The following is a 15,672-nucleotide window of genomic DNA, read 5'->3' on the forward strand; positions in this document are numbered from 1 at the left end:
TGTAAAAGTCAAGGAATTATTATGTAATTTCATTTATCAATCCAAACCAATACATATGCTAAAAAGCATCTTATTTATTTTTGTTTTAATCCTTTCGCAATACACCTCTGCTCAGCAAATTACTTGCTCACCAGCAGATAAACAAGCTGTAGAAAACAAGTTGATTACTATTGATGGCTTATTAGAGAAAGATTTTGGAAAAACCATAGTGGCTATTGGGAAAACGTTTATGGATACGCCCTATGTTGCCAAGACATTAGAGATTGGCGATACAGAAACTTTAGTTATTAACTTACAAGGTTTAGATTGTACCACTTATGTAGAGAATGTCCTTGCTTTTGGCCTGATGTTAAAAAATGGAGAATCCAGTTTTGATGATTTCACAGAAACCCTCGAAAGCATTCGTTATAAAGACGGTGAGCTTGATGGATATGCCTCTCGTCTGCATTACTTTTCAGAATGGATTGCCAACAATGAAAAAAAAAAATTACTAAAAGATATTACTGCTGAAATAGGGGGAAAGGAAATAACCAAGCCTATTAATTTTATGAGTACACATCGCGACCTTTATCCTTTTTTAAAGGATGACAAGAATTTTGAAAAAGTAAAGGCTTCCGAAAACTACCTCAACAATCAACCTATTTGTATATTGGCTCAGGATGACATTGCCGCAAACGAGCATATGATTCAATCTGGTGACATCATTGCATTGACTACATCAATAAACGGATTGGACATTACACACACCGGAATAGCAACCAGAGAGAAAGATGGTCGTATTCACTTGCTGCATGCCTCTACCGGTTCTATGAAAGTAGAAGTCTCCAAAAAACCGCTTTCGGAATATCTTAAAGGCATCAAGAAAAATACCGGGATTATGGTGGCTAGACCTATTAGTTAAGTTGAGTAAAACATTTTAAAATACCAACTCGCAAGTCGGTTTTATTTAAAACATCGGATTTAAAACCTCTCATTTCACCTTTCACCGAAAGTTTCACGATACAAATCGGCTCCCATGAAATAACGGTTTCAAAAAATATTTCATTGTACCGACTAACTAGTTGGTTCTTATTTTTTCCGTGCAAGTTTGCGAAACAGAAAATGAACCTCATATATCTGCTAAAAAGTTTAGCTATTTGCAGACGCCATTAAATATTTTTTAGGAGTAGTGCCGTATTTCTTTTTAAAGGCAGAAATAAAATGGCTGGCCGTACTATAGCCCACTCTTAAACCTACTTCGTTTACATTATGCTTGCCAGTCTCTAACATCTTTCTAGCATATTCCATCTTATAGTCAAACAGGAAGCTAAAAACCGAATCCCCATAAATTTGCTTAAATCCTTCTTTCAACTTTTTTAAGGACAATCCTATTTCTTCGGATAATTCTGTCAGTGTAGGTGGTTCTGCCATTCGTGAAATAATTATTTCCTTTGCTTTCCGGATACGACGCACATTGTCTTCATCTACTAAAAAAGGACATTGCTCAATATCTGCGTCATCGCTTTTATTAAAGTATAAAGAGATAAGCTCATACACCTTACCTTTTATGTACAGTTCTTTTATAGATGGATGAAGATTATAATTCATCATCTGACTTAAAATAACCGCAATAGCGGGACTGACCCCTTCTTGAGCATAATATTTCTTATCTTGATTATCTGCGCTTAAAAAAGGAATGTAATCTGCCTCTTTAGAGAAAAGCGAATGAAATTTCCTAATGGTCATAACTACAGAAACCAACCAGGAATTTGGTGCTAACTGTAAGTCCATCGGAAGGTCTATCTGTGTATTGTAGAGCAACAAGGAATTTTCTTCAGAAACTTCAAGGTTGTACCGCCCTTCATTAAAAACAAACTTGGCCTCCCCCTTAAGGCAAAAGTGAAATTGTATGTAACTACTATCAATATCCCGCAATACACGTTGTGTTTCCGTGGTATCATTTTGAATCTTGAGCACATAAAACCCATCTTCAATAAGCACTTCTTGAAATGAACCTTGAGCGATATTTTTACCTTCCATATTAAACACGAATTGGCTTTTTTTTATTTAGAAACGTTCTAAATAGAATTACTGTAAAGCACAGTATTTCCTACAAAAATACTGGTTTTCAGTGAATTTACATCCATATACATCCAAAAAACCCCTTAACGACACTTATTGTTCTTCTAGCGTTATTTTTATTCCCTCAGGGCTCTTATTTTTGCCTGCGCTTCTAAAAGCTTTCATGAAAGATTACCATATTTCAAAAAACAACTCGTTCTATACTATAGGCCTTAGCTATTTAAAAGCTGACGCCGAGGTACGTGGCAAATTCAGTTTAGATGAAGTAGCCATGGAACGCATTTTGACAAAAGCCTCAGAATTAGGCATTGATGGTCTTTTAGTAACATCAACCTGTAACAGGACCGAACTTAACGGTTTTGCCCAGCATCCCTTTCAACTTATAAAATTACTTTGCGATAATACTTTAGGCTCTGTTGAGGAGTTTCAGGAAGTAGCTTACGTATACAAAAACAATGATGCTATTAGCCATCTCTTCCGTGTGGGTACTGGTTTGGATAGCCAGATTTTGGGCGATTTTGAAATTATCAGTCAATTAAGGGCCAGTTTCAACCGTTCTAAAAAACATGGTATTGCTAATCCATTTATTGAGCGTTTATGTAACTCGGTCATTCAGGCCAGTAAGCGTATAAAAAACGAAACTGAAATTTCTTCGGGAGCTACATCGGTTTCTTTTGCTTCAGTTCGTTATATCATGGAAAATGTTGCGGATATTTCGGATAAGAATATTTTGTTGTTCGGTACGGGCAAGATTGGCAGAAATACTTGCGAAAATCTTATCAAACATACTAAGAATACGCATATTACCCTTATTAACCGAACGAAAAACAAGGCAGAGAAAATTGCCGGAAAATTTCATCTGGTGGTTAAGGATTATGGAGATTTACAGACAGAGATTCGATCTACGGACGTCTTGATCGTTGCAACCGGGGCGCAGTCTCCAACTATTTCAAAAGACCTTATCCATACCAAAAAGCCACTTTTAATCTTAGACCTTTCAATTCCTAAAAATGTTTCTGATAATGTAACGGATCTGGATAATGTTACCTTGGTACACTTAGATCAACTTTCTAGAATTACCGATGATACGTTAGAGCGAAGAAAACAACATATTCCAGAGGCTGAACTTATTATAGATGCAGTAAAGGGAGATTTTATCCAATGGCTTGAAACTCGAAAATTCGCTCCTGTCATCAAAGCCCTGAAAAAGAAGCTTAAAACGATGAAGGACGAAGAAATGGACTATCAGTCTAAAAAACTAACGGACTTTAACGAGGAGCAGGCAGACGTAATTTCCAATAGAATAATTCAAAAAATAACAAAGCAGTTCGCAAATCATCTAAAAGACGACAATGTCGATTCTGACACCAGTCTAGAACTCATTCAAAAAGTCTTTCAACTCGAACTCGACACTCCATGAGCAAGGTCATACGAATTGGTACACGCGATAGCGAATTAGCGCTATGGCAGGCAAACACGGTTAAAAACAAACTAAAATCATTAGGTCACAAGGTAAAAGTCATTTCCGTAAAATCTACGGGCGACTTAATTCTAGACAAACCGCTATACGAAATGGGTATTACCGGTATTTTTACCAAGACCCTAGACGTGGCGATGCTTAATGATGATATTGATATTGCCGTACACAGCATGAAAGACGTGCCAACCGCATTACCAAAAGGTATTGTGCAAGCTGCAGTTCTTGAGCGCGCCAACTTTCTTGATATTCTTGCGTTTAAAAAGAACGAAGAGTTTATGGGCGAAAGAGAAGGCATCATTGCAACCGGAAGCCTTCGTAGAAAAGCACAATGGCTAAACCGCTACCCAACGCATACCGTAGTGGACCTTCGCGGTAACGTCAATAGCCGTTACCAAAAATTAGAGGACAGCGACTGGAACGGCGCCATATTTGCAGCAGCCGGATTGGAACGCATTGGCCTTGAGCCAGAAAATACAGTTGGACTTACATGGATGGTTCCCGCTCCTGCACAAGGAGCAATAATGGTAGTTGCAAAGGAAGATGACGAGTTCGTACGCGAGGCTTGTGCTGAACTTAATCACAGACCAACGGAGATATGCACCCAAATAGAACGTGAATTTCTTCGCATTCTAGAAGGAGGCTGCTCAGCACCAATTGGTGCACTTGCAACTATAGACAAGGAAAACGAAGTAACTCTTAAAGGAGTACTCTTAACTGTAGATGGGAAGAAAAAATTAGAAGCGGAATTTACGGCCCCGTTAGGCAAACACATTTATCTAGCTAAAGATTGTGCCAATAGCATTCTAAGCAGAGGCGGTAAGTTGCTAATGACCAATGCAACCGGCACATTGGAAAATACTAAAATATTTTCTACCAAGAACCTCACTCCTGATCAAGAAGAGCTTTTTAATACAGATATAAAAGTCAAGTCTGAAGATTTTATAAAAGTGAGCTCCAATAGAATTTCTACTCTAATCCTTAAAAAGGAAATTAGAAACGTTATCCTTACGAGTCAAAATGCGGTAGAAGCACTTATTAAAAGTATTTCTCCAGAAGAATTAAAATTCAGCAATATCTATTGCGTAGGCCGCAAGACCAAACGTATGGTCAAACGTTATATTGGCCCTGTAAAGCATCAAGAAAGCGATGCTAAAAAATTAGCTGAATACCTAGTTGAACATCTAGAAGGCACGGAAGTAACATACTTCTGCAGCAACCTTAGACTTGATGATCTGCCAAATATCTTGGAAGAGAACAAGATCAAGGTGAACGAAATCGAAGCGTATACCACCAAACACGCACCTGCAGAGGTTGAAGACAGTGTAGAAGGCGTTTTGTTTTTTAGCCCCTCGACGGTTACCAGCTATTTAATAAAAAATACACCCAACAAAGTTGCATATTGTATTGGTGAAACTACGGCTACGGAAGCAAAGAAACATTTTGAAACAGTTCATATAGCAAAAATACCAACGGTAGAAAGTGTTATTGAATTGGTGAACGAAACATACCATAAGAATTAATTATTTTTATGGTTGAATAATAAATAGACTTCCCGCTTCATGGGAATCAAATTATACCTATGTCAATAAAGAACGACCTCTTTCTTAGAGCCCTAAAGGGCGAAACAGTTGATCGTCCACCCGTTTGGATGATGCGTCAAGCAGGAAGATACCTTCCTGAGTTTATGGAAATCAAAAAAAAGTATGATTTCTTTACGCGTTGTCAGACACCGGAATTGGCATCGGAAATTACGGTACAGCCCATCCGTAGATACGGTATGGACGCCGCTATACTTTTTAGCGATATATTGGTAATTCCCCAGGCTATGAACATTGAGGTAGAGATGAAACCTAGTTTTGGCCCGTATCTTCCTCATCCCATTCGTTCTCAGAAAGATTTGGATAAAGTCATAGTCCCTGATGTAAATGATGCACTAGGCTACGTTATGGACGCCATTAAAGCTACCAAAGAAAAACTTGATGACGAAGTGCCGCTCATCGGTTTTGCCGGTTCTCCATGGACTATTCTATGTTACTGCGTACAAGGACAAGGAAGCAAAACATTTGACAAAGCAAAAGAACTTTGCTTTACTCAACCCGTTGTAGCACATGAACTTTTACAGAAAATTACAGATACCACTATTGCTTATTTAAAAGCGAAGATAAAAGCAGGTGTAAATGCCGTGCAGGTTTTTGATTCTTGGGGAGGCATGCTTTCACCTACCGATTACAATGAATTTTCTTGGCAGTATATTCAGCAGATTATCGATGCTCTAAAAGAGGAAACGCCAGTGATCGTTTTCGGTAAAGGTTGCTGCTTTGCCCTTGGGGATATGGCTAAATCCGGTGCCGCCGCTCTTGGGGTAGATTGGACTTGTTCCGCAAGAAATGCACGTTACTTAACAGGAGGGAAAATAACTCTTCAAGGTAATTTCGATCCTGCTAGATTGTTATCTCCCCCATCAGAAATAAAAAAGATGGTTACACAGATGATCAATGAGTTTGGAAAAGACAGTTATGTTGTAAACCTTGGTCACGGCATATTACCAAATGTACCTGTTGAAAATGCCAAAGCGTTTATAGACGCGGTAAAAGAGTGGAGGCCAATAAGCTAAATTTAATTAGATATGGAAAACGAAAACAGCTTCATTGCCCATTTCGAAAAATTTTCCATAGAACCGATCCATGAAAAATATGCTTGGCGAATTTGCGATTTTACTACTGTAAATGCTAAACGTTTGCAACGCTATTTTCCAAAAACGTTGGCCCAAAACCTTACTCCTACACTTTCTCAAATTTTCGTTGAGCGAAAAGTTCGGGAATATCATAAAAATGAGGAGTTTCTTTTCATTTTAAAAGACAATCAAAACCGTACAGTAATCGGTCTTGTTTATGTAAAAGAACTGGAGTGGAAAAAAAAACAGGCTGAAATTGCCTATTGCATAGGATATCAATACGAAGGAAAGGGTATTACTACCACAGCAATTGAAACAATATCCCAATATGCCATAAGACATTTAAGGCTAGAAACCCTTCAAATTGTTGTTCATAAAACCAATAAAGGCAGCGTTCGTATAGCCGAAAAATGCGGATATACCTGGCAAAAAACTCTTCCAAACGAACACACACCTCCAAACGAAGCCCCTTTAGATATGGAGTTATACGAGCTCTACGCTTAAAGCCTTTTACAACTCAAAAAAACTAATTAAAAACACTTTTGTAGCCATTAAGCCTTCACTGCTTGCTTTCTAAGTCGTAAATTTGCCGTTGATCCGCACAAACATTTTCTTTTGATGAAAGACAAATTCTTTAGTTACATTCAAAATCTTCAGGATACCATTACTTCTAGACTTGAAGAGGTTGACGGCGAAGCTAAATTTCATGAGGATGTATGGGAAAGGCCAGAAGGTGGAGGTGGACGTACTAGAGTGATTGAAAATGGTGCTGTCTTTGAAAAAGGTGGTGTTAATATCTCCGGAGTACACGGTGCACTGCCTAAGAGTATGCAAACTTATTTTGGGGTAGAAGATGCCGATTTTTATGCTTGCGGATTGAGTTTAGTACTACACCCAAAAAATCCTATGGTTCCTACAGTTCATGCTAACTGGCGTTATTTTGAAATGTATGATAAAGAAGGGAACATTGTAGATCAATGGTTTGGTGGCGGTCAAGATTTAACGCCCTATTACCTCTTTGATGAGGATGCAATTCATTTTCATTCTGTTTGTAAAAAAGCATGTGATGCACATCATCAAGAATTCTATTCTATCTATAAAAATAGATGTGATACTTATTTTTGGAACGCGCATAGAAATGAAGCACGGGGTATAGGTGGACTGTTTTTTGATTACTGCAAAGCAACCGAGGAGACGTCCATGCAAAACTGGTATGATTTTGTTACAGAGGTCGGAAACAGTTTCTTGAACAGCTATATACCGATTGTTTCAAAAAGAAAGGGTTTACCCTATTCCAAAGAGCAAAGGGATTGGCAGGAAGTAAGAAGAGGGCGTTATGTGGAATTCAATCTTGTTCATGATAAGGGCACTTTGTTTGGCCTAAAGACAAATGGTAGAATAGAAAGCATATTAATGAGCTTGCCTCCACATGTACAGTGGCGTTATGACCATCAACCTGAAAAGGGAAGTGAAGAATACCGATTGGTAGAAACTTTAAAAAATCCTAAGGATTGGGTCTAGACCATTAACACCAAATAATGTCAAAAAAAGGAAAAGCTAAAAATACTGTCAATAAAGCTAAGCATACTAAGCTTTTAAATAGAAAGAAAGCGAAGTTGAAGCAAGAGAAAGAGACGCGTAAATTACGCTTGAAGGAAATCACAAAACAAGGCCAAAAAAAACCCGGACCTACAAAGTGAAAATTTTTAGAACCCTTGATACCGACTACTTGAGCAATCACTTTATCTATAAGTTGATCTTAGCCTTTGTTATTCTGACGATAGGTACATCGTGTGACACTAAACGATCAAAAAGTGATATAGAAATTGTATTTACCCAAGATACACTAGATGTAGGGTACACCTATTGGTGGGAAGAATCGGGACCATTTATTGGTTATTGTGGCAAGGAATATTCACTTGTATTCTCAGGCACGGTGGTCAACCTGGAAAAAGCCAATTATGATGCTGCCCCATTGTATATATCTCAGAAAGGAACCATAGCCTTAGATGAGGTCTACAAAATAAAGGATATGGGCCACAATAGTTATGGCAATCAGAAATATTTTTCTACTGACTGCTTTAGCAATACGGATATGTCCGTGGGCGATAAGGTTTTGGTTTTCTGCTATGATTACGAAGGGGAGTTGACAATCCCGGGCAATAATTCCATATTAAAAATCAAAGGACTTGATCATCCACTAGTAGGTGCAACAAAACGCTTTATAGATGCAGATGAAAACCCTGTTGAAATTAAAAAAGATTCCACTTTATGGTCTGCCTATGGATATCGGAAACAGTTAAAGCAAATGATTCGCTGTAAGGAAAATACCGACCGTATTATTTCCAAGTAATTGCCTTTTCGGAAACTTCCTTGAACTGATACACCACATGGGCCAATCGTGCCTTCAATAGTTCCTTCCTACCTGTTTTTGTTCGAGTATAGAGTAGTTCTGAATTCTCAACATGTTCTTTCCAAAAGCTGTGAAATTCTATGGCATCCTTTTTTCGTTTTCCTAAATCCTGTGGTACGACATAATAATTACGGACGTCCCATCTCCTTTTTACCCAACTACTGCTAACCAGTAAATACCTAGGGTTTTCTACGGGTGCAAGTATTTCATGTAAAAGGTTTACGAACAAAGATCCTTCGTGATTGGAAGCTCCTTTTAAATAACAGGCAAAACTACCGTTACTATATTGCTCGGTTTCTACTATAATCTCAGAATTACCTATATGAACCCGCTTCGTTTTTATAAGATAAGCCAACAGTGCTTTTCCTATATTCCCGGTTTTCTTTATAGAGTTCCCGAATAAGAAATATAACTTGAGTGCTTTATAGGTTTTAGGCGCAAAGCCAATAATAATCCCTACCAACAAGAAATATAAAAACTGAAATGTACCCTTGGTCAATAGTGTTCCTATATTCTTCATTAAAAACTCAGGGAAAAACAAACCTAAACCGGCTACCACCTCGATCAAAAGAAACTGCGCAGCATCTACAGAGCGCATCTTTTTTACTTCTTGAAACGATTTCTTTCCTGCATAAGGTACTTTTACCTCACGCACCAACATTTTACCTTTATCAATGGCTTCATGCCATCTATTTCTTAAGACTTCTCGCTCCGATGCATAGCGTACCATGGTTTCATTTAACTCGTCCAGCTTGGTTTCTTTATCAAACACCTCAGGAAGTTGCAATCGATCCAATCCGTTTTCAATATACGCTTCTCCAGTAATGGAAACTCCTGAAAAGGCAGCAAACCTTCGTTTCAGTTTTTCTAAATCTTTTCCTCCATCGTTAACAGTTGGGTCCAGACATGCCAAATGCCAAATATTGCCGGTTTTAGAGGGCTCACTTACATCCGTCCTTATGGCTCTACCTCGCATTTGATTTGAAGACACAAAAGAACCAACGTAAGATGCCAAAACCAGAGTGTTTATTGCTGGAGCGTCCCAACCTTCGCCCAATAAAGATTTAGTACCGATGAGTATTTTAATCTTTCCTGTCTGAAAAAGGGTCGTCACCGCAGCAACTATATTTTTTTTGGCATTCGAAAATACAGAAATCGTAACAAAATCCGTATCTGTGACCAATGTTTGCATACCAAAGGAATCCTCACCCAATAGTTGCTGAAAATCTTTTATTACCGTTTTATGGAGAATGACCAGAGAACCCGTTAGAATTCCCAAATTCTGTTTTTGCGCGGATTTTATACGCAAGTATTGAAAAATAGAGACTACGCCTAGCTTATTAAGTACCTCTACATCATCGCTGTTAAATTCCAGAAACTCTTTCCGAATAAAATCCGTAAGCACAACCGCTTTCAGATTATCGCCTAAAACATTTTGCTCCTTTTCAATAATACTATTAATACTTTGCAGCTTACTGGGACTGCTCGCCAAGGATTTATAAAGTTGCTCATCACCAACAAAATTAACCTTCTTTTTCTCGTATACGCCAATACGACTCATACGCTTTTCAATGCTATTCAAAATGGGTTCATAAGCCATCAAGGCTTCCCGTTGTACCACCAAAAGTTCTTGAAATAAAATTTCCAACCAATCGTAGGTAAGGGTTGGAAAATCTACAGAAGTATGTTCAAAACCCAGAAAGAGAAGTTTCTCCCTATCAATCTCAATTCCTGCAGCATTCAAAAAAATCAATAGGGCCGATAAGAAAGAAGGCTTATCATAAATTTCTTCGAGTACCTCTTCCGTGTTTCTATAAAATGGATGTTCCAAAACGAGAGTTTGAAAACTCTTATCCGCTTTCAGCTCATGCATAAAGGCAATGATGTTCTCACGGTACTCAACAATATATTTTATCTGCGCTTCGGAAGGTTTAGAGAAATGAATAAAATCTTGATGCGGACAAAGGTCTCCGTTCTTCACTAAATCAGGTACCGCAATTTCATCGTCAATGGGTCCACAAAGTTCAAAATACTTCTTCAATTCAACTCCGGAACTATCATATGGTGGCGTGGCAGTCAGTGCTACCACGGTTAAACCCTTAATTTCTTTTAGAACCATCAAACATTTATACCATTCGTTTTTTAAATGGTGGGCTTCGTCCAGAACTACCGTTTGAATTCCGTATCTCTTGATGAATTTTAGTAGAGAATCACTCGTATCACCTAAAAGACGTTTGTTTAAAGCATGCAATGATTGATAGGTAGAAAAAGTAAGATACTTAGGCTTTTTGATATCCGTTGTATAGTCCACCAAAGAATCCTCAATTAGAAAAAATGATTCCAACCGATCACACCACTGGTTTCTAATGGTTAAAGTAGGTGCCAAAATTAAAGTTCGCTTATTGACCCTCTTTAAAATCTCCAAACCTAAAATAGTCTTTCCGGAGCCTGGTGGAGCAACCACATGCAAGTGATTATCGGTTATATGCTCCTCAAAATTATCAAGAAAATTTTGCTGATAACTCCGCCATTCAAACTTAAAATTCAAGCTATGTTTTAGTTCACTCAAGAGTTCGTCATTTTTCAGTTTTTTAGTAGGATTATAAGTAACTTTGAATACTCAAAAATAGGCAAAAACATGTACCCACTTAGAAGAAACCGCAGACTAAGAACAAACGAATCTATCAGAAATTTAGTGCGTGAAACCATCATATCGCCAAAGGACTTTCTGGTACCTCTTTTCGTAGCTGAAGGAAAGGGCATAAAAGAAGAAATAGCATCCATGCCAGACTATTACAGGTTAAGCCTTGATTATCTTGCCACTGAAGTGAAGGAACTTTGGAACATGGGACTACATGCCGTACTACTTTTCGTTAAAGTACCGGACGACCTAAAAGATAACAGAGGCACGGAAGCATTGAACGATGATGGATTGATGCAACGCGCCATTAAAACCGTTAAAGATGCTTGTCCTGGAATGTTGGTTATGACCGATGTTGCTATGGACCCATATTCTTCTTTTGGTCACGATGGTATTGTAGAAAACGGAGAAATAATAAACGATGAAACTACCGTATTCCTTGCAGAAATGAGTGTATCCCATGCTATGGCAGGAGCCGATTTTGTTGCTCCCAGCGATATGATGGACGGACGTATCCTATCTATTCGTGAGGCTTTGGAGGATGAAGGTCTTGTAAATACAGGAATTATGAGTTACAGTGCCAAATATGCCAGTGCCTTTTATGGTCCGTTTAGGGATGCTTTGGATTCTGCTCCTGTGGATGTTAAAAATGTACCGAAAGATAAAAACACGTATCAAATGGATTTTGCCAACCGGTTCGAAGCTTTAAAGGAGACTGAAATGGATATTGACGAGGGCGCAGATATCGTTATGGTAAAACCTGGGCTTTGCTATTTAGATATCGTACGCGAAATTCGTAATGAGGTTGATGTTCCCGTTGCCGTTTATCAGGTTAGTGGAGAATATGCCATGGTAAAGGCTGCTGCCGAAAAAGGATGGTTAGATCATGATGCCGTAGTAATGGAACAGCTTACGGCCATGAAACGTGCTGGAGCCAATATTATCGCTAGCTATTTTGCCAAAGATGCGGTTAGGTTACTAGGCTAATCGTAATTATCAAAAAGTTTTCGTGAAAATAACCTCATTTTTTCTCCTTGTTTTAACAATCCAACTGGCGCAAGCACAGGAAGACACTTCAATTCCATTAAATGTTGCGGTAAACGATGTTCTTGCTTACGGAAATCCTTCCGAAGTAGGTCTAGATTCCGCATATATAAACGCTAATGTTTCAAAAGTAATAACAAACGGAATAAAGAAGAACGCTTTTCCGGGGGCGCAGATATTAGTGGCCAAAAATGGGAAGATAATCTTTCACAAAGCGTATGGCTATCACACCTATGATAGTATACGACCAGTTGCGCTAGATGATATTTATGATTTAGCTTCAGTGACTAAAATTACAGCTGCCTTGCCTGCCATCATGAAACTTGTTGATGAGGGTAAACTAGATTTGGATGTGCCATTCAGTACCTATTGGACGCGCTGGAAAGGAATAAAAGACAAGCAGAATATTACATTGCGTGAAATTCTAGCGCATCAAGCAGGACTTCAACCCTATATCGTTTTTCTAAATGAAGTTTTCCGGAAAAACGGTAAGCTGAAGAAACGATTTGTGAGAACGTCGTCCAACAGGCGTTTCAAAAACCAGGCGTACGATGGTCTTTTCGCAAAAAATAAGTTCAATAAAAAAATGTATCGCCAAATTGAACGCTCTAAGATATCTGCTGAAAAGAAATATGTGTATTCCGGATTAACATTTTTAATTTTTCCTGAGTTAATAGCGCAACTCACAGGTGAATCCTATGAATACTATTTAGAGAAAAATTTCTATTTACCGTTGGATGCACCTACAATGGGCTTCAAACCAAAAACCAAAGGTTTTTCCAATACTATAATTCCCACGGAAATAGATACACTTTTTAGACATTCTACAACCCAAGGTTGGGTTCACGATGAAAATGCAGCACTTTTGGGTGGTATTTCAGGAAATGCCGGGCTTTTTGCCACCGCAACAGATTTAGGAAAATTGATGCAGATGTACCTGCAATACGGAGTATATGATGGTAAACGCTATATTTCCGAGGCTACAATAAAAGAATTTACACGCGTGCAGTATCCCGGAAATGACAACCGCCGAGGTCTAGGCTTTGATAAGCCCTCATTAGATAACGCCAATCTACCGCTATCAAAGGCTTACCCTGCACCCGAAGTAAGCTCAGATAGCTTTGGACATAGTGGTTTTACGGGTACTTTCGTTTGGGCAGATGCATCAAACCAAATGGTATATATTTTCTTGTCCAATCGGGTCAATCCAACCAGGGAAAATAGAAACCTCTATAACCTGAATATACGTCCCGCCGTTCAACAAATTTTCTATAAAGCCACATTACCAACCAAATAAGACCATAAGATTATACTTTAAATTGGTATCTTCGTTTTACTAAAACTCTTTCATGGGCTTATTAATATTTTACGCTTTAATATCAATTTTCATTTCATTTCTCTGCTCTATACTAGAGGCAGTGCTGTTAAGTATTAGTCCAACTTTCGTTAATTTAAAAAAGAAAGAAGGTAAAACTTACGCAGCTACCTTAGAAGACCTCAAAAAAGATGTAGATAAACCGCTTATTGCGATTCTAACCTTGAACACCATTGCCCATACGGTAGGTGCAATTTTAGTTGGGGTCCAAGCCAAGGTGGCTTATGCTGAAATGTACGGCACTTCTACACAAAGCATATTTGGTGTAACATTTACTGAGGATTTAATGGTTGGCGTAGTTTCTACCATTATGACCATTCTTATTTTGGTAGCCTCAGAAATTATTCCCAAAACAATTGGCGCAACCTATTGGAGACAATTGGCCAATTTTACGGCTAAATCTCTAAAAATCATGGTCGTTGCACTTAAATACACCGGACTGTTATGGATTTTACAACTTTTCACCAAACTTGTAGGTGGTAAGGGGCATCATGGCAGTGTACTAAGCCGAGAGGATTTTACAGCAATGACAGATATGGCTAGGGACGAAGGCGTTTTTGAAAAATCAGAATCAACCATTATAAAGAACTTATTGCGTTTTGACCAGGTTTTGGTCAAAGATGTAATGACACCGCGAGCGGTCATGAAAATTGCTTCTGAAACTAAAACCATTGCCGAGTTTTTCGAGGCCAATCCTAAAATGAGGTTTTCTCGTATTCCCGTATACGGAGATAAAATGGATCACATTGACGGGTTTGTATTGAAGGATACTATTTTAGAAGAAATGGTAAACAAAAACGGAAACATTCTGCTTTCTGAAATCAAACGAGAAATTTTAATCACCGAAAGGAATACACCAATACCTCGCCTTTTTGACACCTTCATTGCCAAAAGAATACATATTGCCCTGGTTGTAGATGAATACGGTTCTGTAAGTGGACTAGTAACTATGGAAGATGTTATAGAAACACTTCTAGGGCTGGAAATAATGGACGAGAGCGACAATGTTGCCGACTTACAGGAGCTGGCAAGGAAAAACTGGGAGACCCGCGCAAAACGCTCCGGAATACTTGATGAATAGATTTCACCAAGGTAGTTCTCTTTTGTTTAGGCCATAAAACTATTTACCTATGGATACGGCTTTTATCAGTACTCCTCTTGGCATAGCCAAACTTGCAGGAGATAGCGATGGTTTATCATCTATAACTGTAGTTGATACAGAAGAAATCCTATCTAAGTCTATCCCCTCTACACTAAAAAACGCTTCGGAACAACTGCAAGAATATTTTGAAGGAAAGCGAGATACTTTTCAGATGAAACTAAATCCGCAAGGAACAGATTTTCAAAAACGGGTTTGGGATGCTTTGTGTCTAATACCTTATGGCAAGACAGTATCTTATTTAGAAATTTCCAAAACCTTGGGCGACGTAAAAGCTATACGTGCCGTTGCATCTGCAAATGGTAAAAATCCACTTTGGATAGTGGTTCCCTGTCATCGTGTAATTGGTAGCGATGGTTCTTTAACAGGGTATGCAGGTGGCCTACATCGTAAAAAGTGGCTATTGAATCATGAAAGTCCCGTAAAGCAGCAATCTCTCTTTTAACTATTACCAACTAGCTAGTTTGTAATTTTTACTACTTATCTTTTTGAGATATTGAAACGTGTCGTTCATCGATTATTTGATGTAAATCTCTTTGTTTATTATAGTTCTAATAGCTTTTGAGAATGAGTACTACAGACCAATTAGTCTGTTTGCCAATTTCATATCTTACTTTATTAGGGCATCTAAAGCTTGAAGATTTTGGACTTCAGAACTCCAAAATGCCGCACCATACCGCTCATTTACTACTTTTCTTGTACCACTGTAAATATCAAAGTTTGGAATCTAAAGTAGGTAAACCTAATATTTAGCATTACAGCGATGAAACAAAAATCACTCGGTAAGTTTTAAAGATTTTTCTTATTTTCCTAATTCCATTTTCA

15 protein-coding genes are annotated in these 15,672 nt (G+C 38.3%); 13 read left to right on the forward strand and 2 right to left on the reverse strand.

Annotation, left to right across the window (positions count from 1 at the left end):
- Positions 1-55 precede the first annotated feature (55 nt).
- On the forward strand, positions 56-901 hold the full coding sequence (locus KO521_RS15625; RefSeq protein ID WP_215940847.1) for an N-acetylmuramoyl-L-alanine amidase-like domain-containing protein: 846 nt from the start codon (positions 56-58) through the stop codon (positions 899-901).
- Between the two features lie 227 nt (positions 902-1,128).
- On the opposite strand, the gene KO521_RS15630 is transcribed toward KO521_RS15625, so the two are convergent.
- Positions 1,129-2,019 carry a helix-turn-helix transcriptional regulator gene (locus KO521_RS15630; RefSeq protein ID WP_215940848.1) on the reverse strand — a complete coding sequence of 297 codons (891 nt, stop codon included), beginning with the start codon at positions 2,017-2,019 and terminating at the stop codon, positions 1,129-1,131.
- Positions 2,020-2,224: 205 nt separating this feature from the next.
- Between KO521_RS15630 and hemA the strand changes: the two genes are divergently transcribed.
- The 7 genes from hemA to KO521_RS15665 all read left to right on the forward strand — a co-directional run bounded on the left by hemA (position 2,225) and on the right by KO521_RS15665 (position 8,568).
- Positions 2,225-3,481 (forward strand): glutamyl-tRNA reductase, encoded by a 1,257-nt coding sequence (gene hemA, locus KO521_RS15635; RefSeq protein ID WP_215940849.1) that lies wholly within the window; start codon positions 2,225-2,227, stop codon positions 3,479-3,481.
- On the forward strand, positions 3,478-5,061 hold the full coding sequence (gene hemC, locus KO521_RS15640; protein ID WP_215940850.1) for a hydroxymethylbilane synthase: 1,584 nt from the start codon (positions 3,478-3,480) through the stop codon (positions 5,059-5,061). Before hemA ends, hemC begins: the two co-directional genes overlap by 4 nt.
- A 59-nt stretch (positions 5,062-5,120) precedes the next feature.
- Positions 5,121-6,155, forward strand: coding sequence for a uroporphyrinogen decarboxylase (hemE, locus tag KO521_RS15645; RefSeq protein WP_215940851.1), 1,035 nt, complete (start codon positions 5,121-5,123; stop codon positions 6,153-6,155).
- Between the two features lie 12 nt (positions 6,156-6,167).
- The gene (locus KO521_RS15650) at positions 6,168-6,719 is read left to right on the forward strand and encodes a GNAT family N-acetyltransferase (RefSeq protein WP_215940852.1); all 552 of its coding nucleotides are present in this window, start codon (positions 6,168-6,170) and stop codon (positions 6,717-6,719) included.
- 114 nt (positions 6,720-6,833) lie between these two features.
- On the forward strand, positions 6,834-7,736 hold the full coding sequence (gene hemF, locus KO521_RS15655; RefSeq protein ID WP_215941558.1) for an oxygen-dependent coproporphyrinogen oxidase: 903 nt from the start codon (positions 6,834-6,836) through the stop codon (positions 7,734-7,736).
- A gap of 17 nt (positions 7,737-7,753) precedes the next feature.
- A complete protein-coding gene (locus KO521_RS15660) occupies positions 7,754-7,915 on the forward strand; it encodes a hypothetical protein (protein ID WP_215940853.1) in 162 nt (53 codons plus the stop codon).
- Positions 7,912-8,568, forward strand: a complete 657-nt coding sequence (locus tag KO521_RS15665; RefSeq protein ID WP_215940854.1) for a hypothetical protein — start codon at positions 7,912-7,914, stop codon at positions 8,566-8,568. The genes KO521_RS15660 and KO521_RS15665 overlap by 4 nt, the downstream gene beginning before the upstream one ends.
- Here the strand turns inward: KO521_RS15665 and KO521_RS15670 are convergent.
- On the reverse strand, positions 8,555-11,197 hold the full coding sequence (locus KO521_RS15670) for a DEAD/DEAH box helicase family protein (protein ID WP_215940855.1): 2,643 nt from the start codon (positions 11,195-11,197) through the stop codon (positions 8,555-8,557). The genes KO521_RS15665 and KO521_RS15670 overlap by 14 nt on opposite strands.
- 69 nt (positions 11,198-11,266) lie before the next feature.
- Here KO521_RS15670 and hemB point away from each other — a divergent pair, with 69 nt between their 5' ends.
- The 5 genes from hemB to KO521_RS15695 all read left to right on the forward strand — a co-directional run bounded on the left by hemB (position 11,267) and on the right by KO521_RS15695 (position 15,600).
- Positions 11,267-12,256 carry a porphobilinogen synthase gene (hemB, locus tag KO521_RS15675; RefSeq protein ID WP_215940856.1) on the forward strand — a complete coding sequence of 330 codons (990 nt, stop codon included), beginning with the start codon at positions 11,267-11,269 and terminating at the stop codon, positions 12,254-12,256.
- Between the two features lie 22 nt (positions 12,257-12,278).
- Complete coding sequence (locus KO521_RS15680) at positions 12,279-13,610, forward strand: serine hydrolase domain-containing protein (RefSeq protein ID WP_215940857.1); 1,332 nt, start codon at positions 12,279-12,281, stop codon at positions 13,608-13,610.
- 52 nt (positions 13,611-13,662) lie between these two features.
- Positions 13,663-14,769 carry a CNNM domain-containing protein gene (locus KO521_RS15685; RefSeq protein WP_215940858.1) on the forward strand — a complete coding sequence of 369 codons (1,107 nt, stop codon included), beginning with the start codon at positions 13,663-13,665 and terminating at the stop codon, positions 14,767-14,769.
- Between the two features lie 49 nt (positions 14,770-14,818).
- A complete protein-coding gene (locus KO521_RS15690) occupies positions 14,819-15,292 on the forward strand; it encodes a methylated-DNA--[protein]-cysteine S-methyltransferase (RefSeq protein ID WP_215940859.1) in 474 nt (157 codons plus the stop codon).
- A 122-nt stretch (positions 15,293-15,414) separates the two neighbouring features.
- The gene (locus KO521_RS15695) at positions 15,415-15,600 is read left to right on the forward strand and encodes a hypothetical protein (protein WP_215940860.1); all 186 of its coding nucleotides are present in this window, start codon (positions 15,415-15,417) and stop codon (positions 15,598-15,600) included.
- Positions 15,601-15,672 lie beyond the last annotated feature (72 nt).

The organism is Zobellia uliginosa (assembly GCF_018860745.1).
Classification (GTDB): domain Bacteria; phylum Bacteroidota; class Bacteroidia; order Flavobacteriales; family Flavobacteriaceae; genus Zobellia; species Zobellia uliginosa_B.

Excerpts from the sequence above, each read along its gene's own strand:
- KO521_RS15625 (WP_215940847.1), top strand. The coding sequence starts at position 56 with ATGCTAAAAAGCATCTTATTTATTTTTGTTTTAATCCTTTCGCAATAC.
- KO521_RS15630 (WP_215940848.1), bottom strand. The coding sequence starts at position 2,019 with ATGGAAGGTAAAAATATCGCTCAAGGTTCATTTCAAGAAGTGCTTATT.
- hemA (WP_215940849.1), top strand. The coding sequence starts at position 2,225 with ATGAAAGATTACCATATTTCAAAAAACAACTCGTTCTATACTATAGGC.
- hemC (WP_215940850.1), top strand. The coding sequence starts at position 3,478 with ATGAGCAAGGTCATACGAATTGGTACACGCGATAGCGAATTAGCGCTA.
- hemE (WP_215940851.1), top strand. The coding sequence starts at position 5,121 with ATGTCAATAAAGAACGACCTCTTTCTTAGAGCCCTAAAGGGCGAAACA.
- KO521_RS15650 (WP_215940852.1), top strand. The coding sequence starts at position 6,168 with ATGGAAAACGAAAACAGCTTCATTGCCCATTTCGAAAAATTTTCCATA.
- hemF (WP_215941558.1), top strand. The coding sequence starts at position 6,834 with ATGAAAGACAAATTCTTTAGTTACATTCAAAATCTTCAGGATACCATT.
- KO521_RS15660 (WP_215940853.1), top strand. The coding sequence starts at position 7,754 with ATGTCAAAAAAAGGAAAAGCTAAAAATACTGTCAATAAAGCTAAGCAT.
- hemB (WP_215940856.1), top strand. The coding sequence starts at position 11,267 with ATGTACCCACTTAGAAGAAACCGCAGACTAAGAACAAACGAATCTATC.
- KO521_RS15685 (WP_215940858.1), top strand. The coding sequence starts at position 13,663 with ATGGGCTTATTAATATTTTACGCTTTAATATCAATTTTCATTTCATTT.
- KO521_RS15690 (WP_215940859.1), top strand. The coding sequence starts at position 14,819 with ATGGATACGGCTTTTATCAGTACTCCTCTTGGCATAGCCAAACTTGCA.
- KO521_RS15695 (WP_215940860.1), top strand. The coding sequence starts at position 15,415 with ATGAGTACTACAGACCAATTAGTCTGTTTGCCAATTTCATATCTTACT.